The sequence below is a fragment of the Lewinella sp. JB7 genome (assembly GCF_024297185.1).
In the GTDB taxonomy this organism is placed as follows: Bacteria; Bacteroidota; Bacteroidia; order Chitinophagales; family Saprospiraceae; genus Neolewinella.
In genome coordinates this window covers 128611-154344 of record NZ_JANCTD010000009.1, presented here as the reverse complement: position 1 = coordinate 154344, position 25734 = coordinate 128611, and the positions used below count along the sequence as shown (strand labels likewise).

Genomic DNA, 25734 nt, shown 5'->3' with positions numbered 1-25734 from the left:
TGAAGTCGCCGCTACAGGTCAACACAAATGATCGATTTACCCTTGTAGCAGGTAAATGTCCACCCGATGAACCGTCCGCTCGCCCTGTGGTGGATCAAAAAAGACTTCCGACTCGCCGATAACCCGGCCCTGACGGCGGCCCTTGCGGCCCACGAGCGGGTGTTGGCGGTGTTCTTCTTCGAGCCCGACCTCCTGGCGGCTCCGGAAACCTCCGCCTTCCACGTAGCGGCCTGGTGCGAGGCGCTTACCGAGCTACGCCGACGACTGGAGGCCCACGGTGGAGAAGTACTCGTTTTACACCGGGGCGCGGTCGCGGGAGCCGGCTACATCCACGAACAGCAACGCATCGGCACGATCTACTCCCACCAGGAGATCGGGTCCGAACTTACGTACCGCCGCGACCGGGCCATGGCCAATTGGGTCGCGGCAAACGGGGTTGACTGGCACGAACTTCCCCAGACCGGCGTGTTCCGGGGCGGCCTCGACCGCGACCGCCGCGCCAAACGCTGGAAAGATTTCATGCGGGCGGAGAACATCCTCCCCACTCCCGCCCCGGAAGCGTTGAACAAACTGCGCATCCCGCCGGGCCGGCTCACCGGGGAGAACCTCCCGACCGAAGCCCTCCGACCCGACACTTTCGGCCACGCCCTGACCCCCGATCAGCGGCGCTACCGGCAGGCGATCAGCGAGGCGGCGGCGGAAAATACCCTGCGCGGCTTTCTCTACGAGCGGGGAGAATGCTACAGCGGGGGCATCTCTTCGCCCAATCTGGCCTTCACCTGCGGCTCCCGGCTGTCGGTACACCTGGCCTGGGGGACGCTGACCGGCCGGCAGGTATACGCCGCGACCGAAGCCCGACAGGAGGAGCTGAAGGATCGGGAAGACGGCGAGGCGAAAGTCTGGCGCAAATCATTGCGCAGTTTCAAGAGCCGACTGCACTGGCGCGACCACTTCATCCAGCGGCTGGAATCGGAATCCGGTATGGAATTTACCCCCCTCAATCCGGCCTACGAAGATTTACCCACCCCGGGGGACGGCTACCTCGATACCTGGCTCGCGGGCCGGACGGGCTGGCCGCTCGTGGATGCCTGTATGCGCTGTGCCGCCACAACCGGTTTCCTTAATTTTCGGATGCGGGCCTTCATTACGTCCGTCGCCGTACACAGCCTGCGCATCGACTGGCGGAAGATCCTGTACCCTACCGCCCGCTTGTGGGCCGACTACGAGCCGGGCATTCACATCTCCCAGACCCAGATGCAGGCCGGAGTGGTGGGAATCAATCAGCTCCGCATCTACTCCCCCGACAAGCAGCTCGCCGATCACGACAAGGAAGCCGTATTCATAAAGCAATGGATCCCCGAACTGCGGGATACCGAGCCGCAGGCTATCCTGCGCCATCACCTGTCTCCCGTACCCGGCTACCCGACACCCCCCGTCGACTGGCGGGAAAATTCGCGGGCCATGAAGGCAGACTATTACGCCATCAAGACCCTCCCCGAAACCCGGCAACTGGCCGAGGAGGTCTACGCCCGCCACGGATCGCGCAAGGGTCCCCGGCGTCCACCCCGGAAGAAAACCAAGCCCGCTTGACCCCCGAAGAAATACTGCACCTGCGGACCCGCCCCCTGACCCCCCACGCCGTCGACGCGACGGGAAAAGAGTACGTCCTCTGCTGGCTCATGCAGGCGCTGCGGGCCACGCACAACCCCACTATAGATGCCGCCATCCTGCTCGGGAACGAGCTCGGGCTGCCAGTCGTGGTCATCCATGCCCTGGAGAATCGCTATCCCTATGCTTCCCACCGGCTGCACCGCTTCATTCTGGAAGCCAGTCTGGAACTGGGGCCGGGCGTGGAGGAACGCGGTCTTCGCTTCGTGCGCTGGGTACGGCGATCGGGGGAGGGCGAGGTGGACGTGGTAGCTCGCCTGGCCCGCCGCGCGGCCGCCGTGATCGTGGATGACGTTCCCACGTTCGTGACCCGCACCTACGCCGACGATCTGGCCCGTCGCTTCACCGGGGCGGTATGGGGCATCGATGCCTGCTGTGCCGTACCCATGAACGCCTTTCCGGACCATCTGGAAACGACGAAGGCATTCCGGGCCGCGTACAAGGGCCTGCGCGACCTGCACCTGCACACCGATCTGGAGCAAGTGCCGACGCTACCCCGCTACGCGGGGGAACTCGACCTGGGCTCCGCTACCGCTACGGAGATCGAAGAAAGCTCACTGGACGATCTGATCGCGGAGTGCGGCGTGGACATGACGGTCGGTCCGGTGGAAGATTTTCCCGGACGGCGCTCGGTGGCTCTCGAAAGACTGGACTACGCCGTGCGGGAAGTCGTGCCCCGGTATAAGTGGACGCGCAACAATCCGGCCCTGCCCGACAGCTCCACCCGGATATCCCCCTGGATGCACTTCGGGGTCCTCTCCCCCCGGGAGGTAGCCGCGGCCGTACTGACGGCGGAACGGGAAGCCGGCCTCCACCCCGCCGCCCGCTACAAATTCCTGGACGAGCTACTCACCTGGCGGGAATTTTACCACCACCGCTGCCGGCACGTGAAGGACTTCAATCAGTGGTCGGGGCTCCCCGAATGGGCCCGGGAGTCGCTCCTGGACCACGCTACGGATCCCCGGGAGCGGGTGTACGGTCTGGAGGAACTGATCCACGGGCAGACCGATGACGAGACGTGGAACGCCGCCCAGAAGGAGTTTCTGCTGGACGGCTGGATGAACAACAACCTGCGAATGTACTGGGTCAAACAGATCCATCGCTGGCGGCCCGACCCCCGGGAAGCCTTCGGCGTAGCCTGCTACCTAAACGACCGCTTCAGCCTCGACGGACGCGATGCTTCCACTTACGGGGGTATCCGGTGGGGATTCGGGGAGGCCCGCAAGGGATATCGGGAACTCCCCGTCTACGGCTGGGTCGCTCCGAAGGGGGACGGGGCCCTACGCAAACGGGACGGGGTGCCGGAGTGGCTCGCGGAGCGGGCCGGTCGGGAAACCGGACGGGTCGACGTGCCGAAAATCGGCGAGGCGGTGGAGCGGTACGTCGGCTGACCGGGATACCTAAACAGTCGTGTCGTCGCTACTTCTTCAGGCCGATCTCGCGAAGCCGTTCGTCGAGGTACTCTCCGGCGGTGATGGGCGCGTAGGCCTGCGGACGGTCGGGCGTGACGGTGCTGGGCAGTACGTCGAGTTTCATTTCGGGGCGGGGGTGCAGGAAGAAGGGAATGCTGAGCCGGGGCTTGTCCCACTCTTCGCGGGGCGGGTTGACGACGCGGTGGGTGGTCGACTTCAGGTAGTTGTTGGTCAGCCGCTGGAGCATGTCGCCTACGTTGATGACGATCTCGTCGTTTTCGGGCACGATCTCCTGCCACTCCCCGGAAGCGGTTTGCAACTGAAGGCCACCGGCGCTGGCCCCCACCAGCAGGGTGATCAGGTTAATGTCTTCGTGCTGTTCGGCGCGGATGGCGCTCTTGGGTTCCTCGGTAATGGGCGGGTAGTGGATGGCCCGCAGAATGCTCATTCCGTCGTTGATGTACTGGTCGAAGTACTTTTCGTCCAGTCCGAGGTAGAGGGCGATGGCCCGCAGCAAACTGCCGCCGCTAGCCTCGAAGGAGCGGTACAACTGGGTACCCAGCTTCATGAACTGCGGCACCTCCGTCACTTCGGGGTTGGCCTGGAAGGCGCTGTCGCTGCGGTCGGCGAGTTCCTGACCGATCTGGAAGAATTCCTTCAAATCGGCGACCTGCGACTGTTTGGCGTGCTCCTTGCCGAAGCTGGTGTAGCCCCGCTGGCCGGCGGCACCGGGTACTTCGTAGCGGCGCTTGAGCTCCACGGGCAGGGCGAAAAATTCCTTGGCCGCGGCGTAGAAATCGTCGATGAGGTCCTTGGCGATACCATGACCGGTCACGCCCACGAAGCCGATGTTGTGGAAAGCGCTACCGAGCTGCTCGATGAAGGCCTGACGCTGGGCCTGGTCGCCCTTCTCGAACTGCGAAAGGTCGACGAGCGGAATGGTACGGGGGGTGGTGGTGGTCATGATGCTAAGTTTGTACGGGTCTTAACACCGTTGGGGCTATCTCGGTTTGTAGCGCGCGCGCCGTAAAATGTCCTGACCGTCCTGCATGGCCATCAGTTCGGCAATGCTGACGTCGGGGTTGGCGGACAAAAAGGAGGCCACGATCTGTCGGCCCACGTAGTTCACCGCGCCACCCGGCGACTCCCGCGGCATGCCCTGGGAATAAGGCGCCGGGCCCGTGTACTTTTTGATCTTATTGACGTCGGTGGCGTAGAGTTCGTTTTCCCGCTGGAGGTAGGCGTAGATCTCGGTTTCGTTGTCGCGCAGCCACTCCATTTCTTCCGGACTCACCTCGTAGACCACGTGGTCGGGCGTCTCCGGTTGGAGTAGATCGAGCAGGTAAAGCTTTTTGCCCTCATAGACCAGGTAGTCGATCAGTCGGCCGCTGCGGGGCGCGGGGAAGCGATCCTCGATGAGTACCCGCAGGAGCTTGCCGGTAAAGTGGGCGGGGGTGTAGCTCCGGGCGAGGTAGTCGGAAAAGATAGGTTCCTCGGGATTCACGAGTTGGTAGTCGAAGTCGGGGCCGAGGAAGAATTCCAGCCCCGCCGCCAACTGCCCGTCGCCGTACAGGAAGGCGGCCAGTTCGAAGTGGCTATCGTAGGTAACCAGGGTATCCGGGAGCGGTGCCCCGGGCAGGTAATGCTTGTAGTAACGGAGGGATTGGCGCAGCTCCTCGGTAAGACGTTGCACCTGCGGCCCCGCCCCGAAACGCTGCCCTACGATAGAATCCACGAAGCGGGTGAGGGGGTACTCGAGGTAGGCCCGGAGTACGTTGCTGCTTTCCGCCGGGTTCAGATCTCCCCCCCGCAGGGGTACGATGTGGGTGAAGTAGACGTCGGTGAAGTCACCGAAGGTCTCGTCGAGCCGGGCCATCTCCGTATCCAGGGTGGTGGTATCCAACTCGGCCAGCGCGCGGTCGAAGCGAAGTACGGTAAGGGGGACGTCGATATGGCTGACGTCGGGTGGAGGTGGTTCGTCGGGGGAGCAGGACCCCAGGATCAGCAACAGGAGGGGGAGGAGGGGAGTTAAGTGTCTGCTATCTTTCATCGTGCGCTAAACACCGGCACCGCCGGCTCGTTTGACAACGATCTACAAACCCAATTATTTCCGAATGAAGTCTCCCCTACTCCTCACCTGCGCCCTTTTGCTGGCGTCCGTCGGCGCGCAAGCCCAGACCAATCCCATTCAGTTCGGCTTTCAGCTCAGCCCGACTTTCAGCTACATGGGCACCGACAACAACCTGATCGAAGGCGACGGTACGAACCTCGGGCTCAAGCTCGGACTCATGGCGGAGTATTACTTCCAGGACAATTACAGCGTGCATACCGGCCTGAACCTTCACTTCGGTTCCGGCGGCGCGCTGCGGTACGACGAGCAGTTCACGGAAGTCAACATCTGGAGTGAATCCCTGGGCGAGACGCTGGTGACGGCCCCCACGCCGACCCAGCTCAGCGGCAAGACCTTCGACTATAAAATTCAGTTCGTCGAGATCCCGCTCGGCCTTACCATGCGGACGCGGGAATTCGGGTACATGCGGTATTTCGTCCGACCATCCCTCAACCTCGGCATCGTCACCAATTCGAAAGGAAGCATCGAGAACGCCGGCTTTATCGGCTCCGACGAGAACTTCGACATCGGCAAGGAAGTGAACGCGCTGAACCTCTCGTGGGGATTCGGCGGCGGCGTGGAGTACGCCGTATCTACCCAGACCGCCATCGTGGGCGGCATCGGTTTCCAGTCGGGCTTTGTCGACCTGACCCGCGACAACAACACCAGCCTGACGCGGGTCGGACGTGATCCGGCCAAGGACAACAGCAAGGGCAAGGTGAACTCCATCGTTATTCTGCTGGGCGTCATGTTCTAGACATCTATCCTTCGGGCGGGTGCGCGGGAGCAATGAAATGCCCCGTGGCAACGTTCGTTCGGAGTTATCCCCGCAGGGCGCGTCCCGGGCGGGAAAGCTTTCCCGTGTTTATGAACTACACATGTATGCCTAACTGCCTGGTAACACGCGTATTAGTTTTCGTTTTTGCCGTTTTGACCGGATCCGTGGGCCTGCGCGCACAGGAAGTGGAGTGGTATCCCCTGTCGCAGGGAAACGTGATCTCCAAGCCCGCCGGCTTCGCCAAAGCGGCGTGTACCAGCGTTCCGGGCACCCTGGACGGCTTTACTAACATCAACGTAACCAGCAACAGTTTCGCGGGCGTGGCGCCGGGAGGCAGCATGGCCTTCGCGAGCCGCCCCGACACCATCTTCCTCTGTATGGAAGACGAGCTCGGCATCACCCACGTGGATAACAGCGAGGACCTGAGCGGCGATCCCAATCCCGCCACCCAGCCCGGCGTCGGATACGGGGTGTACACCTGCCCGCCTACCGTTACCGGCCCTTTCTCCGACGACATCAACAACGATCCCTGTAACCCCGATCTCGGAACGGCGGCTTACAACGGAGATCTGGCCATTGCCCCACCGGTCGATTACTTCGGTCGGGATTATGACCTCACGCTGCGGAACCGGACCATCGGCACCACGACGCTCTTCGGCGGCCCCGTGGTTCTGTACTTCGCGCCGATGACGGTCGACTCTTTCGACTACGACGCGGCAAACCCCGGCAATTCGGAGTTCCGCTTCGAGGGGACCACCACGGGGACCGACCCCACCCAGTGTACCGTAGTCGACGTGGATCAGACCTTCGCCGTCGGCTTCCTAAACGCTATATCGGTCAGCAATGCCACCCAGAGCGGCTCGGACTGTTCGGGAAGTTTCCGGATCGGCGGCGGCGTGAGCGAACTGCGGGGAACGGGTGATTACACCATCAGCGTACGGAATACCGCCACCAACCAAACCGCCACCCTGGACCGGGCAAGCGGTGCCTACCGTCACGGCGATCAGGTGAACTATACGGTACCGACGCCGGGCGATTACGAGATCACCATCGCGGACGGCGTCAGCTGCGACTTTGCGGGAATGACCATCAATCACTCCACGGCCTGCGTCACCACCGGTACCGCCTCACTGGACTTCACCGCCGTGGTAGACAGCGTTAGTTGTCCCGGCGAGGACGACGGTAGCATAACGATCACCGCCACCGGAGGCGTCGCGCCGTATTCCGTCACTTACCGGCGCACCATTCCGCCCCCGGCAACCACGGGCCCCACCCAGACCATCCTGATCGACGGAGAGGAAACCATCTTCACCGATCTGGTGGCCGGCTTTTACAACGTCACCGTTACCGATGCCCTGAATGAAACGGTAACCCGGGAGGTGCAGGTCGTCGAGGGCGTGTCCTTCGGGGCATCGATTCAGGTGGTGCAACGGCCGCTCTGCAACGGCGACGATAACGGCGTGCTGGTAGTTTCCATTTCGGAGAACGCCGCTCCGGTTGACGACCCCGTCAATCAGGGCTACCGGATCCAGTGGAGTACGGGCGCGATCGATACCGATACGATTGATAATCTTTCCGACGGTCCCTATTCCGTGACCGTAACCGACATCGCCTCCGGATGTACCCGCAGCAGTAGCGTCACGCTGGACCAGCCCAACGCCCTCTTCATCGACGTGAGTCAGACGACCACGAGCGACGCTACCTGTAGCGGATCGGAAGACGGAGCGATTCGCGTACGGGTATCGGGCGGCGTGCGCGACAACGGCAACTATAATTTCACGTGGTCGGACGGCTTCACCGAATCGGCTCCTCAGTCAAATCGCACCAACCTCAATCCCGGGGATTACGGCATCACCGTTACCGATTTCAATGGCTGCTCAAACTCCCGGACCTTCTCCGTTGCGGCGGCTAAGATTCTCGTGATCGCTACGGACTCCACGAACGTCAGTTGCTTCGGCGACACGGACGGCCGCGTTACGGTCGGCGGCAGTGCCACCGGTTCACCGGCGACCCTCCCCTTCCGTGCGGGGCTGCTGAACGAAGACGGTACTACCGCCCGTGCTTTCTCCAACATCCCGCCCGGTAACGCTTCCCGGGTGTCCTTCGAGAACCTGGCCCCCGGCACCTACATTGCCGTACTGCGCGACAGCGACCCCCAGGGTTGTGAAGTGCAGGAAAGGGTCACGATCAGCGAGCCCGATCTGCTGGAAATCGACGAGGTCGCGACCACCGACGTAGGCTGTCCGGACCAGGCCGGTACGGCTACGGTGAACGTCAGCGGCGGTACCGCTCCCTACACTTTCCGCTTCGTCAACGACAGTATCCCCTCCCCCACGGATACAACGATGACCTTCGACTCGACGACGCTCAGCAACCTGAACAACATCGGTGACCTGCAGCCGGATACGAACTACATTGTCATCGTGACGGACGCCAACGGCTGCGTGGACACATCCAGCTTCCAGATCTTCTCGCCCCCCACGGCGATCATTCAACCCATCGCGACCGACTTCGTCTCCTGCCCCGGCGACAGCGACGGTCAACTCACCGTAGTGGCCTCCCCGCCCCCCGGCGATTCGATCACCATCACCGGCTACACCTGGTACCGCCTCAATCCCGATAACACCCTCGGAGAGCAGGTCGACATCGGGCGAACAACCAGCGCGGACCTCACGGTCGGCGCGTACGTCGTGGAGATCGCCCTATCCAACGAGTGTACATCTTACGGTTTTGGGGAAGTAGCCAGCCCTGGACTAGTCGAACTCGAATCATTTACCGTTATCGACCCGACCTGCCTGGGCGATAACAACGGCAGCATCTTCGTTACCCCCCGCGGCGGCACCCCCAACGCGGACGGGACCTACAATTACCTCTGGTCCAACAACGGCAGCGGCAACCCCACCCGCACCAACAACATCAACAACCTGACCGCCGGCACCTACAGCGTTACCATTTCGGACGCGAATGCCTGCCAGCCCTTCTTCGATACCACCTTCGTCATCAACGACCCCGTGGGCATCACGGGTGACTTCGCCATTGACGACGTGAGCTGTCCGGACGAAACGACCGCGGACGGTAGCGCCACCTTCTCGGCGCGGCTTTCCGACGGCACGGCGGGTACTTTTGACTTCTTCTGGTCAACGGGCGATACGATCCGCAATCAGGCAAGCTCGACGCTGAATAACCTCACCCGGGGCCCGATCTCCGTGACGGTCACCGACGGCAACTGTCCGCAAGTATTTACCGACACCATCGGCAGTCCGGAGAACTTCACCTTCGACCAGCAGATCGAGGATGCCAGTTGTAACGGTCAGGCAAACGGAGCCGCTACGGTATCCGTAAGCGGAGGCACGCCGGGGTACACCTTCGACTGGGTAGACCGGACCGAAACGGGCAACGCCATCACCGACGTGAAGGCGGGCATCTATCCCCTGGTGATCACGGACGCTAACGGTTGTTCGCCCGATACTCTGCAGGTGGTGGTGGGACAGCCGGACCCGCTGGTGCTGGAAGTCGATCCCCTGCTGACCACGCCCCGGGTTACCTGCGCCGGCGACGAAGACGGAACGCTGGCCGTATACCTCAGCAGTACGAACAACAATCCGCTGGGCGATAACCCGTACAGCTGGTCGGCCAACGTCGCGGACAACGACGACGAGGTAGCCAACAATCTCGCCCCGGGCACTTACGGGGTTACCGTTACCGATACGGAGGGCTGCCAAGACAGCGTCCAGTACACGATTCTGGAGCCCAGCCCCATCTTCTTTACCGTGGAGGATATTCTGCCCCCGCTGTGCTTCGGGGAGACGACGACCATCAGTATCGACACGGCCTTCGGCGGACAGTCCTCGGATCTCGGCGACTTCACCTTCACCCTGAACGACGACGGATTCCTCTTTCCGGCCGATCAGCCCGGTACCACCTTCGCCGGCGAGGTGCTCGTTACGGTATTCGACTCCGTGGGTTGTACCGCTACGGACAGCTTCAGCGTCCAGCAGCCGCCGGAGATCGTCATCGACCTGCCGGAACGGATCACGGTGGAACTGGGTGATAGTCTGCGACAGCTTACGCCGCTCATCAGTCCCGCGACGGATACCTATACCTACCAGTGGACACCGGCGGACTTCCTGTCTTCCGATACCATTCGCGATCCCTTCATTTTCCCGCTCCAGAGTCGTGACTATACCCTTACCGTCACCAATCAGAACGGTTGCCAGTCCCTAGCCGACATTTACGTCGAGGTAGATGCCAACCGTAACATTTACATCCCCAATGCCTTCAGTCCGAACCAGGATGGACGCAACGACGACTTCCGCATTTACGCTTGTCGGGGCGTGGTAGGCATTACCCAGCTCAACATCTTCAACCGCTGGGGCGGGCTCGTGCATGAGTTGACGAACATTCCCGCTAACTGTCTCGACGGTACCGTCCTCTGGGACGGTATGGCGGCGGACGGCAAGCGAGTGGATCCCGGCGTCTTCGTTTATACGGTTGAAGTGCTCTTTCTGGACGGGGTGCGCCTACTTTACCGGGGTGACATCGCGGTGGTTCGCTAACTAAGTCAAGCGAGCCAGATCGCGGACGAGCATCCGCTTGCGATCGAAGGAGATGACGTTGTCGCGGCGGAGTTCGTTGAGGACGCTGTTGACGGTCTGCCGACTCGTGCCCGTCAGGTCCGCGATCTCCTTATGGGTAAGCATGTTCCTGACCTCGTGCTCGTAGCCTACCTGGCGTCCCCGGGTATCGATCAGTTCCCGAAGGAAATCGGTGATGCGGGTCCGGCTGGATTTGAACATCAGATTTTCCAGTCGCTTTTCCAGCCGTAGGGTACGGTTACCGATGAGCTGAAGAAAGTAGGTCTGCAGTTCACCGCGTTCGCGGAACATCTTGTGCAGGTCGCCCTTTTCCAGCACGCAGAGGTCGGTATCCTCGAGGGCGTAGGCAAAATCCCGTCGGTTTTCCTGACCGATCAGGGCCATTTCCCCGAACACCTCTCCGGTCGTGAGTATGGCCTTCGTGATTTCCTTGCCATCTTCGCCATAGGTGCCAATCTTAATCCGACCACCGTTGATGAGGTAGATCTTTTGGGCGGGTTCCTCGGGCAGGTACACGTACTGATGGGCGGCGAACGAGAGGTGATCAACCGTTTTCAGATCGCCCCGTTCGACCTTTTTGGGGCAGAAAACGAACTGAAGGTTGATGTTCTCCAGGAACCAGAGCTGAGAATCGGACATGGTGGACTTGGCTGCTTGTCCCTTCAAGGACGTACATCCTCTACCGATAGTTGACCGGACGTGATCATCCGCTCGGCGTAGGTCTTCCAGGCGGCGACGTCGTAGTTCACCTCGTCCAGACGGGCCTGATGCAGAATTGCACCGATTTCTTCTGCGGGCATGGCGGCGAGGTCCGCCCAGCCCTTCAGACCGGCATCGCGGAGGGCATAGGCAACGTCGGCGTCGAGCCCCGGTGCTTCGGTGAAGTCTACGGGCTTTGGTGTTTCCACTTCGGCCAGCGACTGACCGATCCGGACCCGGTGGGTGGGCTCGCCGGTATTGATGGGAGCCAGGGTGGCTGCCGGCCGGGGTTCGGCGAGCCGGGCGATCTTATCTTCGAGTGTCCGTAAGCGTTGCTCCAGGGAATGTTGGTCGGCTCCCGCGTTCCCGCCCTGCAGTTGCTCGTTGCGGGTCCGCAGCCCGATCACCTGATCGTTGAGATCCTCGATGGTGGCCGTGTAGCTCTGGTTGGTAGCGTTGAGTTGCTCATTGGTCGCGCGCAGGAGCTGCAGGTCGTTCTGAAGGGCTCCGTTGCGGTGCTGGACTTCCCGTAGGTGGACGAGGATGTCATCCTTTTCGGTCGTGAGATTTACGAGTTCACGGGCCAGTTTCTTCTGCTCGTCGTCGGTGGCCGATACCCGTTCGCGGTAAGTTTCCGTTTCCCGGCGGGCGGTCGCCAACTCTTTCCGCAGTTTGCTGGTCTTGCGTCGCTGAATGAGCCAACCCAGGCACAGACCGATGGTGAACAGTAGTAGTCCGATGATGGCCAACCAGAGCGTCTGCTCGACGGTCAGGGTGGTAATGAAATCGACAAAGTCAGCGTAGGTCTGCATACCGGGGGGACGGATTGGGCCCGGTAATATAGCAAACCGTGCAGGAGAACGAACGCTCCTCCTCTACGGGGGGTGGGGACAAGTGGCCTAAAAGGGGATGTCGTCGTCGGTATTCATCTTACTGGGCAGGGTGCCGCCGCCGTAGGGTTGTTGGGGTTGCCCTCCAGTAATGGCTCCCGAAGGCAGCAGGTCGAAGTCTGGGTCGTCGAGATCGCTGAAGCGGGCGAAGTCACTGTCGAAACGCAGGCGAATATCCTTAGCCTCTCCGTGGCGGTTCTTACCGACGATGATTTCGGCGATTCCGGCTAGGCTGTTGCCCTGTTCGTCCTCGGTGATCTTGTAGTACTCCGGCCGGTAAAGGAACATGACCATGTCGGCGTCCTGCTCGATTGAACCCGATTCGCGTAAGTCACTGAGCTGCGGGCGTTTATCTCCGCCGCGGGTCTCCACCGCCCGGCTGAGCTGGGACAGGGCGATGACGGGCACTTCCAGCTCCTTGGCCAGGCCCTTCAGGGCGCGGCTGATGGCCGATACTTCCTGTTCGCGGTTGCCGCCCTTGTTGGCCTCGCCGGTTCCCGACATGAGCTGGAGGTAGTCGATGATGACCATGCTGATGCCCTTCTCGAGCTTCAGGCGGCGGCACTTGGCGCGCAGTTCGAAGACGTTGATGCCGGCCGTATCGTCGATGTAGATGGGAGCCTCGCCGATGCGGTTCATGGCCTCGACGAGGCGGGTCCACTCCCCGTCGTCGAACTTTCCGTTACGCATCTTCTGCCCGTTGACCTCGGCGTCCTGGCTGAAGATCCGGCCGGCGAGCTGGGCGGCGCTCATCTCCAGGCTGAAGATGGCCACGCCGTGTCCGTACTCGGCCGCGGCATTGCGGGCCATGGAGAGGACGAAACTGGTCTTTCCCATGGCGGGGCGGGCCGCGACGATGATGAGGTCCGACGACTGGAGGCCGGAGGTGAGGCGATCGAGTTCGGTGAAGCCGGTGGGGATACCGGTGAGCCCGTCCTCCTTCTCGCGCAGCATCGTAAGCTGATCCATGAGCTGGTTGGCCAGGGTACCCATGTCGGCGACCTGCTTGCCCATGTTCCGCTCGGTAATCTCGAAGACGAAGTTGCCGGCCTTATCCAGAAGATCGAGCACGTCGGTGCTGTCCTCATAAGCGTCGCGAATCACTTCGGTACTGGTGCGGATCAGTTCGCGCTGAATGAACTTCTCCGTCACGATCCGCGCGTGGTATTCGATGTTGGCCGAGCTCGTCACCTTACTGGTGAGCTGGGCCAGGTAGGAGGCCCCCCCGATCACTTCGAGTTCCTCGTGTTTACGCAGATCCTCCATGACCATGAGAAGATCAATGGGCTGGCTGCGCTCGAAGAGACGGCGCATACTGCGGTAGATCGCCTGGTGAGCGGGCTTGTAGAAAGAGTCGGCCGAGATGATGTCGAGCACCTTCGTCATGGCCTCCCGTTCGATGAGGATGGCGGACAAAATCGCCTCCTCCAGATCGGGTGCCTGGGGGGGAAGCTTGCTGTATGCCGGCAGATTCGCCTCCTCCAGCCGATTCCGATTACTGTACGCCGCGGCCGTGCTGCCGTTGCCGTTGTAGTTCCGCCGTTCCATTTTTTTATCCTTCGCCATCTGCCCGTAAAGGTAGTCCCTTTTCTAACAATTTGTTGTGGAAAAGGATGTGGAAAAGCAATAATAGCTGTGGATAATCCAAAATAGTTTGCGCCCGCGTCCTACCGCCGGTCCGCTACGTTTCTCGGCACCACGCACGTTGAGCCCGGGGGCTTACCGTACGCAGTGCCGAAACGTTTTCTGCGTTCGTAAAACTTAGATTCCCAGTGCCTGGCCGCCTCCCACCTGGATGGTTTCCGCGGTCAGGAATCCGGCGTCCTTACTGGCCAGAAAGGAGACGACGCCCGCGACGTCCTCCGGTTTGCCCAGTCGGCCGAGCATGATGTTATTCGCCCAGGAGGCGAAGACTTCCGGTTTGGTCGACTTGATCTGCTGGTGGAAGGGCGTATCGATGGTTCCGGGGGATACGGCGTTAACGCGGATGCCGTATTCGGCCAGATCCTTCGCCAGCGCCCGCGTGATCGTCTGGACGCCCGCCTTGGAAGTACCGTAGATACCGGCTCCGGGTCCTCCGGCGTTCCACGCGGCGTTGGAAGTGTAGTTGATGATCGAGGCATTCTCTCCCTTTTTGAGGAAGGGAATGGCCGCCCGGGAGGCGAAGAACACGGAGTCCAGGTTAAGTGCCATGACGAAGCGGTAGAATTCGGTGGTCATGTCCTCGAAGCGGGATCTGCCGCCGAGCCCGCCCGCATTGTTAACGAGGACATCGATTCTTCCGTACTTCTCCCCGATCTTGGTGATGTTCTCCGTGACCGCTTCTTCCTTCGTGACGTCGAACCCGAAGTATTCCGCTTTGATGCCTTCCGCCTGTAGTTCTTCGATGCGCTGAGCTCCCTTCTCATCCTCGATACCGTTCAGTACCACGGTATATCCGTCCTTTCCCAGCCGCCGGGCCACCGCGAATCCGATGCCGCCCGTTGCTCCGGTGATTACGGCTACTCTTTCTCCTGCATTACTCATAGACTTCAATTTTTATGTGATTTGTTTAAGTGATATTATCCCGTTGCCGACCGGGAATACCGCCGGCGGGAGGTGAACAGTACGGTACGGTACTGTATGATTGCTCGGTTATCGATCCACCCCACCGTCCGTACAAAACTGGATGAGTCTTTCGAAGTGGACTTCCATGCACTCGACGGCACGGGCCGCGTCCTTACCTCTGATCGCTTCCAGTATGGCTTCGTGCCGACGAAGCTCCAGGATGGATTCGTCGTACTCGCAAACCCGGTTGGCCTCGAAAACGGAAATGATCTTGGGCGTGATCTGTAACATCAGCGCGTGCATGGTCGTGTTGCCGCTGGCCCGCGCGATCGCCAGATGGAACAGCAGGTTTTCCTGGAGCGCATCCTCCCGGTTAAGGATCTTTGTCCTGTAACTGTTCAGGGCGGCTTCGATGAGTTCCAAATCGTCAGCGGTGCGGCGACCGGCCGCTAACTCGACGGTTCTCAGTTCCAGCAATATCCTCGTTTCGACGAGGGAAGCGAAGTCATGCCCCTTCAACCGCAGAATATCGTCGACCATACCGTTCAGGGCAATTTGCCCGATGTTGGCGACGAACGTTCCGGACTGGGGAATCGATACCAGCAGATCGTAGGATTCCAGTTTTTGGATAGCCTGCCGAATACTCCTTCTGCTGACGCCAAACTTCTCGGACAGTACCCGCTCGGAGGGCAGCTTATCGCCGGGCTCCAGATTTTTGTAGTTGATCCAGTCCCGGATACGGGCGATCAATTGGTTCTGAAGCTCCTGATTTTCAGTTTCTACGGGCAGATCGAACTTCACAAAAGCACTTTTCGGAACGGGGGTACTGGGAGGGAGCATGATACTGAACTGGTACAACAAAGTGGTGCACCAGTTTGACGCACCAAATATATGGGTCCGAGGGCGGTATTTCAACTTTTTAGCCGATTAACTTAATTGTGTGGCACTCTTGGACCTGTCCGCTCCTGCGTTCCCGCCCCTATTCCTTCGCACCGTAGTCGCCCGGAGGTACCTGGCTCACGTCCATCATCTCGAAGGGTTCCCAGTGAGCACCGGGTGTCAGGCCCTTTCGGTAAGCTAGGTGCACGCGGTGGATATCGGTATTCATCTGACGGCAGGTATCCACCATTAGTTTGTTATGGCCGCGGATGGTGGCCATATCGACGTAGCGGTACGTACGGCTGGTGTGGCGGTTGCCGCTCTGAAACATGGCGTCGACCATGAGGGGGTACACGCCCTGCCGCTGGTAGTCCTGCGCGATGCCGAAAGCAATGCCCTTACAGTTGCGGGGTTGCTTCTGAAACTTCAGTCGGTAGAGGAATTTGGGTAGGCCGAACAGATCCAGTTTACCGTTTACACCGTCCAGGAAGCAGTTGATGTCGGGAATCAGGCCCGCCAGACCGATGGGGCGTCCCTCCTTATTGTAAGCAATACAGGTAAGGTGAGGGTCCATAATGGGCTTCATCTGCTGAAAGGTGGGGTAGATGTCATCGCCCGTCAGTGGTTTGAAGTAGGGCCAGTGATTGAAGGCGGCATTGTAGGCTTGCGCGAAATCCTCGGCCCCTTGCTTCAAGTTTTTACGGTCGATCTGCTTGGTGTACAGGCCGTAGCGTTCGCGCACCCGGGCGGCCAGTTTACCGAGCCGCTCCCCGGGGAATTCGGAGACGATGCCGCGCATGGTCAGGCACTGTTCGTGGGGCCGGTAGCCGTTGTCCTCGAAAAATGCCCGGTAGTAGGGCGGGTTGTACGTTTCCTGATAAATGGGCCGGTACCAGCCACGCACCAGCAACCCCCAGAATTTGTCGCGCTCCCCGAAATTGATCGGCCCGTCAACGACCTGCATGCCGCGGCTCCGCAACCAGTCCTCGGCGGTCGTCAGCAATTCACGGGCCACCGCGGCGTCCTCGATCGATTCGAAAAATCCGATGCCCCCACTGGGCAGATCCAGTTGCTTGTTGCGCTCGGTGTCGACGAAGGCAGCGATGCGGCCCACCGGTCGTTTGCCGTCCGTCATGACCCACCGCCGCAGGTTGTCGCCGGAGTGTGCCGCATTCTTTTTACTCAGAATGCCCTCAATGTCGCTGCGCAGGGGGTAGACATACTGCGGATTACTTCCGTATACGGTGTCCAGTACGCCGTGCCACGGCCCCCAGTCGGTGTTTTCTTCGATGCGGTATTCAGCCATGGGGCGAAGGTAGCAACTACCGCATCACGCCCTCGAGTAGCAAGTCTTCCAGTTCTCCGCCGCCCTCTTCCTGGTGTAGCACGGAGATGTCGCCGGTAGTTTCCAGCACGACCGCCTTGACCTGTGCGAGCCGGATCACGTTGGCCTCCCGCAATTTGGCAATGATGTCGGAACGGCTCACGCCGGTTTTTTTCATGTTGTCCTGCAGGAAGGTCGTGCCGTCCATCAGCAGGGTAGGGCTGTTTTCGGAGATCTGTTGGAAGGTGTCCCAGCGAATCTTCAGGCCCGCGAAGATCTGCTGAAACAGCATGATCGTACCCAAAGCCACCACCCCCTTCACCAGGGATGTTTCGCTGCTCATTACTACCGACGCCAGGATCGACCCGATGGCGATGGTCGAAGCGAAGTCGAAGCTCGACATTTTGGCAAAGGTGCGCAGTCCGGAGATGCGTACCAGAATTACGATGGCGGTAAAGATGAAGAATACGGAGGCGACCGTTTCCAGCAGCAGGGGCCAGGATGCGTTGAGCCAGTCTTCCATAGAATTTGCTTTCTTACTAAAGCAGGTAATGGCGGACCGATGTTTCGTTTACTGTCCCTTCCAGGCGGTATATCCCCCCTCGAGGTTGTACAGTCGCGCAAAACCCGCTTCCGACATCATTTCGCAGGTCTGACTGCTACGGCCCCCGACGGCACAGTATATGAGGTAGGTCCGGTCCTTGTCGAGTGCTTCGAGCCGTTGCCGAAAATCGGGGTCGCGGAAGTCCAGCTCCGTAGCTCCGTCGATCTTACCCTGGCTCACTTCACCGGGGGTGCGAACGTCCAGAACCACGACATCCTCCCCGTCCATCAGCGTGCGGAATTGTTCCACCGAAACGTTTTCGTAGGGGGGCGGGGACGCGGGAGCCGTGTCGGCCTGACCACAGGCGTCCACCAGTACCATCAGTAAGGGCAGGGTGCAGAGTAATCGGGTGATCATTCGTAGGCGTTTATCCCACCGTCGAGGTGGATCAGTTTGGTAATGCCGGCGTTACGCATAAGGGTACAGGCTCTGACGCTGCGGCGACCGCTGCGGCAGTACACGAGGTAGGTCTGTTCCGGATCGAGGCGGTCCAGTTGTTCGAGAAAATCGGGGCCCAGGTAGTTCAGATTGACCGCGCCCTCCAGGTGATGGCCCGCGAATTCCTGTTCATTGCGCACGTCAAGCACCGTGCCGGGGGCCGCCGCGGCGCGGAGGCGATCGAATTCCCGCGAATCGACGTTACGAAGTTCCTGTTTTAGCAATTGCCAGCGGGGAATTGGACAGGAGGGTGGGCTATCTTGCATCGCGATCGTACTTTAGGGTCAGGAGCAAAGATAACGGATGAGGATAGTGAAATGGTTGGGTTTCGGATCGATCCTGCTTACGGCGGCGTGTCAGCGGGAACCGGCGGGGCCCCGGGTGCTGGTGGGGGATACGGAAATTCGCATCAGCGTGCAGGGTCGACCGATTCTGAGTTACCAGCTCGCGGAGCAACTCGAGGAACCCGACGAAGGCGATACGCTGCCGGCTTACTACCGGCGCAGTGGCTTCATCGATCCGGTCTACAGCCCGGCCGGGCGCCTCATCACGGATGCCTTTCCCGTCGGTCACTCCCACCAGCACGGGATCTTCATGGCCTGGACGAGTACCCGCTTCCGGGGGGAGGACATCGACTTCTGGAACCAGCAAGATCGAACGGGTACGGCAAAGCACCTCGAGGTACTCGAGATCATCGATTCGGCCGGCGTGGTCGGTTTCCGGTCGCGCCTTCAGCAGATCAGCATGAAGTACGGCCCCATCCTTCAGGAAGACTGGCGGGTGCGGGTATACGGCAGCACCTCCCCTTACGTATGGGACCTGCGCAGCGAGCAAACCAACGTGACCGACGATACGCTGTTCCTGGAAAAGTACACCTACGGCGGCCTCGGCGTACGGGGCAGCGCGGAGTGGAACGAGGCCGACTCCCTTATGTACCGGGCGCCCGCGCGTTTTCTCACCAGTGAGGGGCGCGAGCGCAGCACGGCTAATCACACCCGTCCCGAATGGACGGCCATCTTCGGCCCCCTGGACGGTAGTGAGGAGGACGGGACGGCGGGGGTAGCCGTCTTTCCCCACCCGGACAACTTCCGGTCGCCGCAGTTCGTCCGGGTGCACCCCGAAATGCCCTACTTTTCCGTAACGCCGGTGGCGGAGGAGGGTTTCTTCATCCCGCCGGGGGGCACCTACGTTTCCCGTTACCGTTTCGTCGTTTTTGACGGCGAGGCCGCGAACGCTAAGCTGGACCGGTACGGCTGGTCGCGGTATCCCGCCGCCGCCGCCCCGGTACCGGACTAGGGTACCACGGCCCGCCGTACCTACGTTTTTAATACTATGGATAAGCACGTGATAAGGCGGGTGATCGCGCTTGGCGTAGTGGCTATCATCGGCATCGTGGGTATGCAGACGTACTGGGTGGCCACCACCTGGAACCTCAACGACACGGAGTTCAGCCAGAAGGCCCAGTTGGCCCTCTACGGCGTGGCCCGGCAGTTGGCCGCCGAGAATAAGGCCGACCTGCCGAAGCGCGACATTGTCCGCCAGCGCAGCAGTAACTACTTCATTGTTAACACGGAGAGTGAGATCGACGCCCAGCGGCTCGAATATCTGATGCAACAGGAACTGCAGCGTCTCAACCTGGACATTGACTTCGAATACGCGATTTTCGACTGCTCCACCAACGAAATGGCCTACGGCGGCTACTGCTACGCCGATGCCCCTCAGCTACCCGACGACGTTCCGGCAGCCGGGGGCAACCTTCCCCCGGACGAGGGCCTTTTGTACTACTTCGGCGTTAAATTTCCGACCCGTGTCGGGTACATCTGGCAGAAGATGCAGTTGGTGGTGTTCCTGTCGGTCATTCTCATCCTGACGGTGGTGTTCTTCATCTACTCCATGATCGTGATCCTAAGGCAGCGCCGGCTGGCGGGCTTGCAGAAGGAATTTATCGACAACATGACTCACGAGTTCAAGACGCCGCTGTCGACCATCCGGATCGCGGCCGACGTCTTCGCCCGCGATCCCTACGTTGCGCGCGACGCCCGCCTTGCGCGCTACGCCCGGTTGATCCACGATCAGTACGAGCGACTCCACGAGCAGGTGGAGAAAGTACTGCAGATCGCCCGGATCGAACGGGGCGGCTTTGACGTACAGCGCGAGTTCATCGACCTGCAGGAGTTACTGCCCCCCCTACTCAGCAGCGCCCGGGCCCGTACCGAGGAGCGCAGCGGCCGCCTTACCTGGCACCTGCCGGACCGCCCCATACCCTTATTCGCCGACCCCCTGCACCTGACCAATATTCTGCACAACCTGCTCGACAACGCCATCAAGTACGGCGGGCATACCCCCCACATTGCCGTCGTGGGCCGGATCGCCCGCCATCACCTTCACCTGGCGGTCAGCGACGACGGTCCGGGAATCGCTCCCGAACACCAACGACGGTTGTTCGAGAAGTTTTACCGGGTACCGACGGGCGACGTACACGACGTCCGGGGTTTCGGGCTCGGGCTGTACTACGTGAGCCAGATCTGTCGGGCGCACCGGTGGAGTATTCGGGTAGAGAGTACACCGGGCCGGGGAACTACCTTGCACCTGCGCTTGCCGCTATCCCCCCACCCCCAAGCCGTCCCCGCATGAGTAAAGCGAAATTACTGTACGTCGAGGACGACGACAGCCTCGGCTTCGTCACCCGCGACAATCTGGAGCTCAACGGATTTTCGGTCCTGCACGTAGACTCCGGTCACGCCGCCGCCGCCCTTATCGAGTCCGGCCAGCTGGACGTCGACCTTTGCCTACTCGACGTGATGCTGCCCGGCGTGGACGGTTACGAACTCGCCCGCCGGATTCGCGAGCGGGACCAGAATATTCCTATTCTCTTTCTGACCGCCAAGAGCCTGAAGGAGGACCGCCTACACGGGCTGCGCATCGGGGCCGACGATTACATTACCAAGCCCTTCAGTATCGAGGAACTGATCCTGAAAATCGAGGTCTTCCTGCGGCGCAACCGGGTCCGGCCCGCCGCCCCCGCCTTCGATCCCGGTCAGATCGGGGCCTTTCGCTTCGACCCCGCCCAACTGCGGCTGACGTACGCCGACGACGAGCCCCGGCGACTGACGCGGCGGGAGGCCGAACTCCTTCAGCTGCTCAACCGTAATCGCGATAAGGTGCTCGAGCGTGGAAAAATTCTGGAGAGGATATGGGGGGAAGACGACTACTTCCTCGGCCGCAGCCTGGACGTATTCGTCAGCCGGTTGCGCAAGTACCTCAGTCGGGACCCCCGGATCAGGATAGAGAACATTCACGGCGTCGGCTTTTCGCTGACCGTAGCTTCCGACTGACCGTTACCGGCCGTACCACATCAGCAGACCGCCGAACAGGGTGATGAGCAGCAACAGCACCGTGGCCATACGGATGCTCCGCCGCAGGTAATTGCCGAAATCGCGGATCGCCTCCGCCTGCCGGGGGTATGCCGTCACCACTTCTTCCTCCATTCTGCGACGGTTCAGGATCTGCGTAGCCGTGAAATCCACCTCGCTCCGTACCAGAATGCGATAGGCCCGCAGTACCCGGGCACGGAAGTATAGGTTGACGAACAGCATCGCCAGGAAGAGGGCAATGACGATGGTGAGGAGAAGTACGAACATGAGCGAAAGACGGCTGGCCGCCAAAGTTGGGGGGAAGCTTACAAACACCCGGGGGGTGGTGGGGGTTGTATTCGTACACCCAGGGTTTCGTCGCCGCGCCCACCCACCGTTAATTTAGCGGCCCGAAATGTAAAACACACAATACGTTTGCTCCCGGGCTGGTTTTCCCAGCAGACTTGTATTAGCGGCACCTATTACCCATTCGCCCTAATGACTAGCTAACCGGACTTAATGGTTTTCAGAATTTTCCTCGCCTGCCTCCTGTGCTGGTCGACCTCGCTAGTGGTCGGGCAGACCGGTACGTCCCCCCTGGAGGTTGATCCCAGCTATGACGCCGAGCGCCTGGTAAAGGAAGTATTTGCCACCGATCGGTGCGAAACCATTTTCAACGTCAAACAGATCGGCACCAATCCGGATGGCATCGGCTACTTTACGGGTTCGGAGGATATCGTCGGCTTCAGCCGCGGCATTATCCTGTCTACCGGAAAGGTAAAGAACGCCATTGGTCCCAATAAACGTACCAATACCGGTACCGAACTGAGCGGCCTGACCCCAGATCCCGACATCAGCCGGGTCTCCAGCGGGGACGTGTACGACCGTAGCGGCATTGAATTCGATTTCGTTCCCCTCGAACCGGTGATCTCCTTCCGTTATGTCTTTGCTTCGGAGGAGTACTGCGAGTTCGCGGGAGCTAAGTTCAACGACATTTTCGGCTTTTTCATCAGCGGACCGGGCTTCGCGGGCCCGTACTCGGACAGTGCCGTCAACGTAGCCATTGTTCCCGGTACCCGCCAACCGGTGTCGATCAACAACGTCAACTTCCGCAACAACAAGCAGTACTATCTCGACAACGAATTCTCCTCTACCAAGCAGGAAGCCAACTGCGGTGGGAGCATGGAAACCGGTCCGCGCTTCCAGTCGATCGAGTACGACGGCCAGACGGTTATCCTCACGGCCACGATACGCGTGCAACCGTGTGCTACCTACCACATTCGCCTGTTGGTCGCCGACATCAACGACAGCAATCTCGACTCCGCCGTGTTCCTCGAAGCCGGCAGCTTCAATCTGGGATCCAGCGTCAGTCTGGAAAGTGAAGAAGGACGGGACGAACCGATCGTCGTATACGAAGGTTGCACCCCCGCCACCATGCGCGTTACCCGGGGGCCGGACAGCCAACTCGATCGTGACCAAACGATCACTTACCGCCTCAGCGACAACTCCGTCGCCACGGACACGGCCGACTTCACCGCCGGTAGCGGGACCGTCACTATTCCGGCCGGGCAGTACTACGCCGAGGTTCCCATCAGGGCCCTTACGGATACGCTGCAGGAAGGTCAGGAAGAAGCGTGGTTGATTCTGGACGTTCCTTGTGCTTGCTACACGGATTCGGTGCGAATCCTGGTCCGCGAAGCCGCCCCGCTGGAAGTAGGCTTCGACGACGTCTTTTACTACTGCCCGGATAACGGGTCTACCCTGTCGGTGGAGATTGACGGGGGGGTCCCGCCCTATTCCTACCAGTGGAGCTTCGGCAGCACCGAAGCCGAACCCGTCGTCACGGAATCCCTTCCCGACACCATTTCCGTACGGATTACGGATGCCTGTGGCGAATCCCGGTCTCGCCGGGCCGCGACCCGCTCCAGCGACCCGCCCACGGTAAGCTTTCCTGCCCAGGACCTTACGGCCTGCTGGGGAGAAGAGCAACAAATCGTCGCCGACCTTACCGGCGTCGGTCCCTATCGACTTACTTACCGCATCGATGCCGGTCCTCCGCAGACCGTGAACCTCCCCGCTGCCGGCCGCGTGAGCTGGCCCGTTACCCGCAGCGGCAACTACCACATTGTAGCCCTGGAGGATCGGGCGTGCGGCGTAACCACCAACGACAGGCTGCGGGTAGATTTCTACCGTCCCGCGCTGAATATTGCCTACACCGATCCTACCTGCGCCGGTAGCATCGACGGGACCATCTCCGCGACCCATCTTCCGACCGTGGAGCCCTACACTTACCGCTTGGACAGCGCGGCCGCGGGCGGACTGGAATTTACGGACCTCGATGCGGGAAATTACCGCATCCAGGTCACGGATGCCCTCGGGTGCTCGGACACGGCGGTCGTGGAGATTCGTGACCCGGAATCCATCCAGCCCATCGCTATTGCCTGCCACCAGTTACGTCGCCCCCCCCTGGCGCTCAACGCCAGCGGCGGCATTCCACCCTACGATTACAGCGTAGACGGTATTAACTATCAGGGCGAAGATTTCTGGAATACCCTTACGCCGGGGAATTACTACCCCCTGCGAATTCGGGATGCAGCCGGCTGTGAGATCCTACAGCCCGAGTTCTTTTTTCCGAAGGCGGCCCCACGCTTTATTTCCCTGCCCGCCTTTTTCCCCCAGGAAGCCGGCGGCAGCGTCGATATTCGGCTGGATTACCGTGTTCCCGTCAATCAGATATTCTCGTACCGCTGGGAGCCGGCCGAGTTGTTCGACTGTCCTACCTGTCCGAACACTACGCTGACCGCTCCCTACACCCAGGACATCGATCTCATCATTCAGGACATTTACGGGTGCACCGATACGTTGACGAACTACGTCGCGGTTGACGGTCGCACCCCCTTCTTCGTGCCCAATGCCTTTAGTCCCAACGGCGACGGAAACAACGATTACGTAGCAATCTTCGCGAATGCCGGCCTGGTAGAGCGGGTCGTCAGTTTCCACGTGTACACCCGCTGGGGGGAAGTGGTCTGGTCCGACACCGACTTTGCCCCCAACTCAGCGCAACGGGGCTGGGACGGGCACCTGGGTGGTCGGCCGGCCAACACCGGCACGTATTTATGGTCGGCGGAAATAAGACTCTACAACGGCGCGATCGAGCGGAAGGCGGGGACTACACTTCTGGTGGCAGAGTGAGGTACTCCAGTTCCGCGCGGCGGGCGGCGGTGAGGTAGGTACGGGCTATCCGATTGATCTCTTCGACCGTAAGGGAGAGGTAGCGATCCATCTCCGTATTGATCAACTCGGGCTCGCCGAGCAGGGCATAAAACACAAGTTCGTTGGCGCGGCTACTGATGTTGGCCTCCCGGTAGTGATTACGCTGTTCCAGTTGATTGATCACCTTATCGAGTTCCGACTGACTGATGCCCTGAGTGACCATTTCCCCGACCGCAGCGAAGAGAGCCTCCCGTGCGGTGGCGTAGTCTACGTCTTCACTGGGCCGTGCTTCCACGATGATGCCCCCCGCCTCTAAATTGTCGTTGATACCGGCGCTTACCTCCGCAAATAACTCCGTATCCCGCACCAGTCGCCGGTAAAGCAGGGAAGACCGGCCCCCACCCAGTAGGAAACTGAGGACGTCGGTGGCCGGAAAGTCGGGGTGCAGGCGATCCACCGTGCGGTAGTGCAGGTAGATGACCGGACTGGGCACATCAGCCCGTACCGTAAGGTGCCGTAGTTCTTCCTGATCCGGCTCGGGGTCGATGCGCGGACGATCCGGCACGGCGGCGGCCGGTATACGACCGAACCAGTGGGCAATACGCTCGCGGATCGTAGTCGGATCATAATTGCCGGCGATACACAAGATGGCGTTGTCGGGGCGGTAATAGCGGTAATAGAAGTCCTTCACTTCGGCCAGCGTCGCTCCCTGTATGTGACTGATATCCTGGCCGATGACCGGCCAGCGGTAGGGGTGGCTGCGGTAGATGAGGGCGTTGAAGTGGTGGTAGAGATCGCCGTAGGGTTGTTCGAGACAGGTTTCCCGGAATTCTTCCACGACCACCCGCTTTTCGTTTTCCAGCGACCGCTCGCTGAACCGCAGTTTACGCATGCGGTCGCTCTCGAGCCAGAGGGCGGTTTCCAGGTTTTCGGCCGGGAGTACGTCGTAGTAAAGCGTGTAATCGCTGCTGGTAACGGCGTTGTTTTCGCCGCCGGCCAGTTGCAGGGCGTCGTCGAAGTTCGGCACGCTTTCCGATCCGGCAAACATGAGGTGTTCGAACAGGTGAGCGAAGCCCGTTCGGTGGGGTGGATCGTTGCGGCTCCCGACCTTGTACAGCACGTTGACGGTGACGACCGTCCGCTGTTCATCGTGGTGCAGAAGTACCGTAAGCCCGTTGTCGAGGGTATAGTTTTCGAATTGGATCATACGCCAAAAGCAAACCC

General features: G+C 60.5%; 21 protein-coding genes. 8 read left to right on the top strand and 13 right to left on the bottom strand.

Features of this window, described 5'->3' with window-relative positions; all coding sequences use genetic code 11:
* Window positions 1-66 precede the first annotated feature (66 nt).
* Together NMA52_RS16000 and NMA52_RS15995 are read left to right on the top strand one after the other, a co-directional pair.
* Window positions 67-1590 (top strand): FAD-binding domain-containing protein, encoded by a 1524-nt coding sequence (locus tag NMA52_RS16000; protein ID WP_254828710.1) that lies wholly within the window; start codon window positions 67-69, stop codon window positions 1588-1590.
* Window positions 1587-3059: a hypothetical protein gene (locus NMA52_RS15995; RefSeq protein WP_254828709.1), complete on the top strand. Its 1473-nt coding sequence runs from the start codon at window positions 1587-1589 to the stop codon at window positions 3057-3059. Before NMA52_RS16000 ends, NMA52_RS15995 begins: the two co-directional genes overlap by 4 nt.
* Before the next feature lie 28 nt (window positions 3060-3087).
* Here the strand turns inward: NMA52_RS15995 and NMA52_RS15990 are convergent, their stop codons facing one another.
* Together NMA52_RS15990 and NMA52_RS15985 are read right to left on the bottom strand one after the other, a co-directional pair.
* Complete coding sequence (locus tag NMA52_RS15990; RefSeq protein WP_254828708.1) at window positions 3088-4044, bottom strand: isopenicillin N synthase family oxygenase; 957 nt, start codon at window positions 4042-4044, stop codon at window positions 3088-3090.
* Window positions 4045-4080: 36 nt separating this feature from the next.
* Complete coding sequence (locus tag NMA52_RS15985; protein ID WP_254828707.1) at window positions 4081-5130, bottom strand: hypothetical protein; 1050 nt, start codon at window positions 5128-5130, stop codon at window positions 4081-4083.
* 64 nt (window positions 5131-5194) lie between these two features.
* Between NMA52_RS15985 and NMA52_RS15980 the strand changes: the two genes are divergently transcribed.
* Together NMA52_RS15980 and NMA52_RS15975 are read left to right on the top strand one after the other, a co-directional pair.
* The gene (locus NMA52_RS15980; protein ID WP_254828706.1) at window positions 5195-5947 is read left to right on the top strand and encodes a porin family protein; all 753 of its coding nucleotides are present in this window, start codon (window positions 5195-5197) and stop codon (window positions 5945-5947) included.
* Window positions 5948-6120: 173 nt separating this feature from the next.
* Complete coding sequence (locus tag NMA52_RS15975) at window positions 6121-10524, top strand: gliding motility-associated C-terminal domain-containing protein (RefSeq protein ID WP_254828705.1); 4404 nt, start codon at window positions 6121-6123, stop codon at window positions 10522-10524.
* Here the strand turns inward: NMA52_RS15975 and NMA52_RS15970 are convergent, their stop codons facing one another.
* The 9 genes from NMA52_RS15970 to NMA52_RS15930 form a co-directional block, all read right to left on the bottom strand.
* A complete protein-coding gene (locus NMA52_RS15970) occupies window positions 10525-11202 on the bottom strand; it encodes a Crp/Fnr family transcriptional regulator (RefSeq protein WP_254828704.1) in 678 nt (225 codons plus the stop codon).
* 23 nt (window positions 11203-11225) lie between these two features.
* On the bottom strand, window positions 11226-12074 hold the full coding sequence (locus NMA52_RS15965; RefSeq protein ID WP_254828703.1) for a hypothetical protein: 849 nt from the start codon (window positions 12072-12074) through the stop codon (window positions 11226-11228).
* Window positions 12075-12161: 87 nt separating this feature from the next.
* The gene (dnaB, locus tag NMA52_RS15960; RefSeq protein WP_254828702.1) at window positions 12162-13718 is read right to left on the bottom strand and encodes a replicative DNA helicase; all 1557 of its coding nucleotides are present in this window, start codon (window positions 13716-13718) and stop codon (window positions 12162-12164) included.
* A gap of 195 nt (window positions 13719-13913) precedes the next feature.
* Entirely contained in the window at window positions 13914-14678 is a 765-nt protein-coding gene (locus NMA52_RS15955) for an SDR family NAD(P)-dependent oxidoreductase (RefSeq protein ID WP_254828701.1), read from the bottom strand.
* A gap of 108 nt (window positions 14679-14786) precedes the next feature.
* Complete coding sequence (locus NMA52_RS15950; protein ID WP_254828700.1) at window positions 14787-15500, bottom strand: FCD domain-containing protein; 714 nt, start codon at window positions 15498-15500, stop codon at window positions 14787-14789.
* A gap of 178 nt (window positions 15501-15678) precedes the next feature.
* Window positions 15679-16884 carry a hypothetical protein gene (locus tag NMA52_RS15945; protein ID WP_254828699.1) on the bottom strand — a complete coding sequence of 402 codons (1206 nt, stop codon included), beginning with the start codon at window positions 16882-16884 and terminating at the stop codon, window positions 15679-15681.
* 16 nt (window positions 16885-16900) lie between these two features.
* Window positions 16901-17425: a DUF421 domain-containing protein gene (locus NMA52_RS15940; RefSeq protein WP_254828698.1), complete on the bottom strand. Its 525-nt coding sequence runs from the start codon at window positions 17423-17425 to the stop codon at window positions 16901-16903.
* Between the two features lie 48 nt (window positions 17426-17473).
* Complete coding sequence (locus tag NMA52_RS15935; protein ID WP_254828697.1) at window positions 17474-17863, bottom strand: rhodanese-like domain-containing protein; 390 nt, start codon at window positions 17861-17863, stop codon at window positions 17474-17476.
* Window positions 17860-18210, bottom strand: a complete 351-nt coding sequence (locus NMA52_RS15930; protein ID WP_254828696.1) for a rhodanese-like domain-containing protein — start codon at window positions 18208-18210, stop codon at window positions 17860-17862. The genes NMA52_RS15935 and NMA52_RS15930 overlap by 4 nt, the downstream gene beginning before the upstream one ends.
* A gap of 37 nt (window positions 18211-18247) precedes the next feature.
* Here NMA52_RS15930 and NMA52_RS15925 point away from each other — a divergent pair, with 37 nt between their 5' ends.
* Genes NMA52_RS15925 through NMA52_RS15915 form a run of 3 tightly spaced genes read left to right on the top strand, consistent with a single transcriptional unit; the run spans window position 18248 to window position 21279 of the window.
* Window positions 18248-19240 carry a PmoA family protein gene (locus tag NMA52_RS15925; RefSeq protein ID WP_254828695.1) on the top strand — a complete coding sequence of 331 codons (993 nt, stop codon included), beginning with the start codon at window positions 18248-18250 and terminating at the stop codon, window positions 19238-19240.
* Between the two features lie 36 nt (window positions 19241-19276).
* On the top strand, window positions 19277-20578 hold the full coding sequence (locus NMA52_RS15920; RefSeq protein WP_254828694.1) for a sensor histidine kinase KdpD: 1302 nt from the start codon (window positions 19277-19279) through the stop codon (window positions 20576-20578).
* Window positions 20575-21279, top strand: coding sequence for a response regulator transcription factor (locus NMA52_RS15915; RefSeq protein ID WP_254828693.1), 705 nt, complete (start codon window positions 20575-20577; stop codon window positions 21277-21279). Before NMA52_RS15920 ends, NMA52_RS15915 begins: the two co-directional genes overlap by 4 nt.
* Before the next feature lie 3 nt (window positions 21280-21282).
* Here NMA52_RS15915 and NMA52_RS15910 read toward each other — a convergent pair whose 3' ends face one another.
* Window positions 21283-21585: a hypothetical protein gene (locus tag NMA52_RS15910; protein WP_254828692.1), complete on the bottom strand. Its 303-nt coding sequence runs from the start codon at window positions 21583-21585 to the stop codon at window positions 21283-21285.
* 231 nt (window positions 21586-21816) lie between these two features.
* On the opposite strand from NMA52_RS15910, the gene NMA52_RS15905 reads away from it, so the two are divergent.
* Window positions 21817-24489 (top strand): choice-of-anchor L domain-containing protein, encoded by a 2673-nt coding sequence (locus tag NMA52_RS15905; protein WP_254828691.1) that lies wholly within the window; start codon window positions 21817-21819, stop codon window positions 24487-24489.
* On the opposite strand, the gene NMA52_RS15900 is transcribed toward NMA52_RS15905, so the two are convergent.
* Window positions 24467-25717, bottom strand: a complete 1251-nt coding sequence (locus NMA52_RS15900; RefSeq protein WP_254828690.1) for a pitrilysin family protein — start codon at window positions 25715-25717, stop codon at window positions 24467-24469. The two genes, NMA52_RS15905 and NMA52_RS15900, sit on opposite strands and share 23 nt — an antisense overlap.
* Window positions 25718-25734 lie beyond the last annotated feature (17 nt).

Coding starts and splice junctions, on each gene's coding strand:
- NMA52_RS16000 (WP_254828710.1), top strand. CDS start 67: ATGAACCGTCCGCTCGCCCTGTGGTGGATCAAAAAAGACTTCCGACTC.
- NMA52_RS15990 (WP_254828708.1), bottom strand. CDS start 4,044: ATGACCACCACCACCCCCCGTACCATTCCGCTCGTCGACCTTTCGCAG.
- NMA52_RS15985 (WP_254828707.1), bottom strand. CDS start 5,130: ATGAAAGATAGCAGACACTTAACTCCCCTCCTCCCCCTCCTGTTGCTG.
- NMA52_RS15980 (WP_254828706.1), top strand. CDS start 5,195: ATGAAGTCTCCCCTACTCCTCACCTGCGCCCTTTTGCTGGCGTCCGTC.
- NMA52_RS15970 (WP_254828704.1), bottom strand. CDS start 11,202: ATGTCCGATTCTCAGCTCTGGTTCCTGGAGAACATCAACCTTCAGTTC.
- NMA52_RS15965 (WP_254828703.1), bottom strand. CDS start 12,074: ATGCAGACCTACGCTGACTTTGTCGATTTCATTACCACCCTGACCGTC.
- dnaB (WP_254828702.1), bottom strand. CDS start 13,718: ATGGCGAAGGATAAAAAAATGGAACGGCGGAACTACAACGGCAACGGC.
- NMA52_RS15955 (WP_254828701.1), bottom strand. CDS start 14,678: ATGAGTAATGCAGGAGAAAGAGTAGCCGTAATCACCGGAGCAACGGGC.
- NMA52_RS15945 (WP_254828699.1), bottom strand. CDS start 16,884: ATGGCTGAATACCGCATCGAAGAAAACACCGACTGGGGGCCGTGGCAC.
- NMA52_RS15940 (WP_254828698.1), bottom strand. CDS start 17,425: ATGGAAGACTGGCTCAACGCATCCTGGCCCCTGCTGCTGGAAACGGTC.
- NMA52_RS15935 (WP_254828697.1), bottom strand. CDS start 17,863: ATGATCACCCGATTACTCTGCACCCTGCCCTTACTGATGGTACTGGTG.
- NMA52_RS15930 (WP_254828696.1), bottom strand. CDS start 18,210: ATGCAAGATAGCCCACCCTCCTGTCCAATTCCCCGCTGGCAATTGCTA.
- NMA52_RS15925 (WP_254828695.1), top strand. CDS start 18,248: ATGAGGATAGTGAAATGGTTGGGTTTCGGATCGATCCTGCTTACGGCG.
- NMA52_RS15920 (WP_254828694.1), top strand. CDS start 19,277: ATGGATAAGCACGTGATAAGGCGGGTGATCGCGCTTGGCGTAGTGGCT.
- NMA52_RS15915 (WP_254828693.1), top strand. CDS start 20,575: ATGAGTAAAGCGAAATTACTGTACGTCGAGGACGACGACAGCCTCGGC.
- NMA52_RS15910 (WP_254828692.1), bottom strand. CDS start 21,585: ATGTTCGTACTTCTCCTCACCATCGTCATTGCCCTCTTCCTGGCGATG.
- NMA52_RS15905 (WP_254828691.1), top strand. CDS start 21,817: ATGGTTTTCAGAATTTTCCTCGCCTGCCTCCTGTGCTGGTCGACCTCG.
- NMA52_RS15900 (WP_254828690.1), bottom strand. CDS start 25,717: ATGATCCAATTCGAAAACTATACCCTCGACAACGGGCTTACGGTACTT.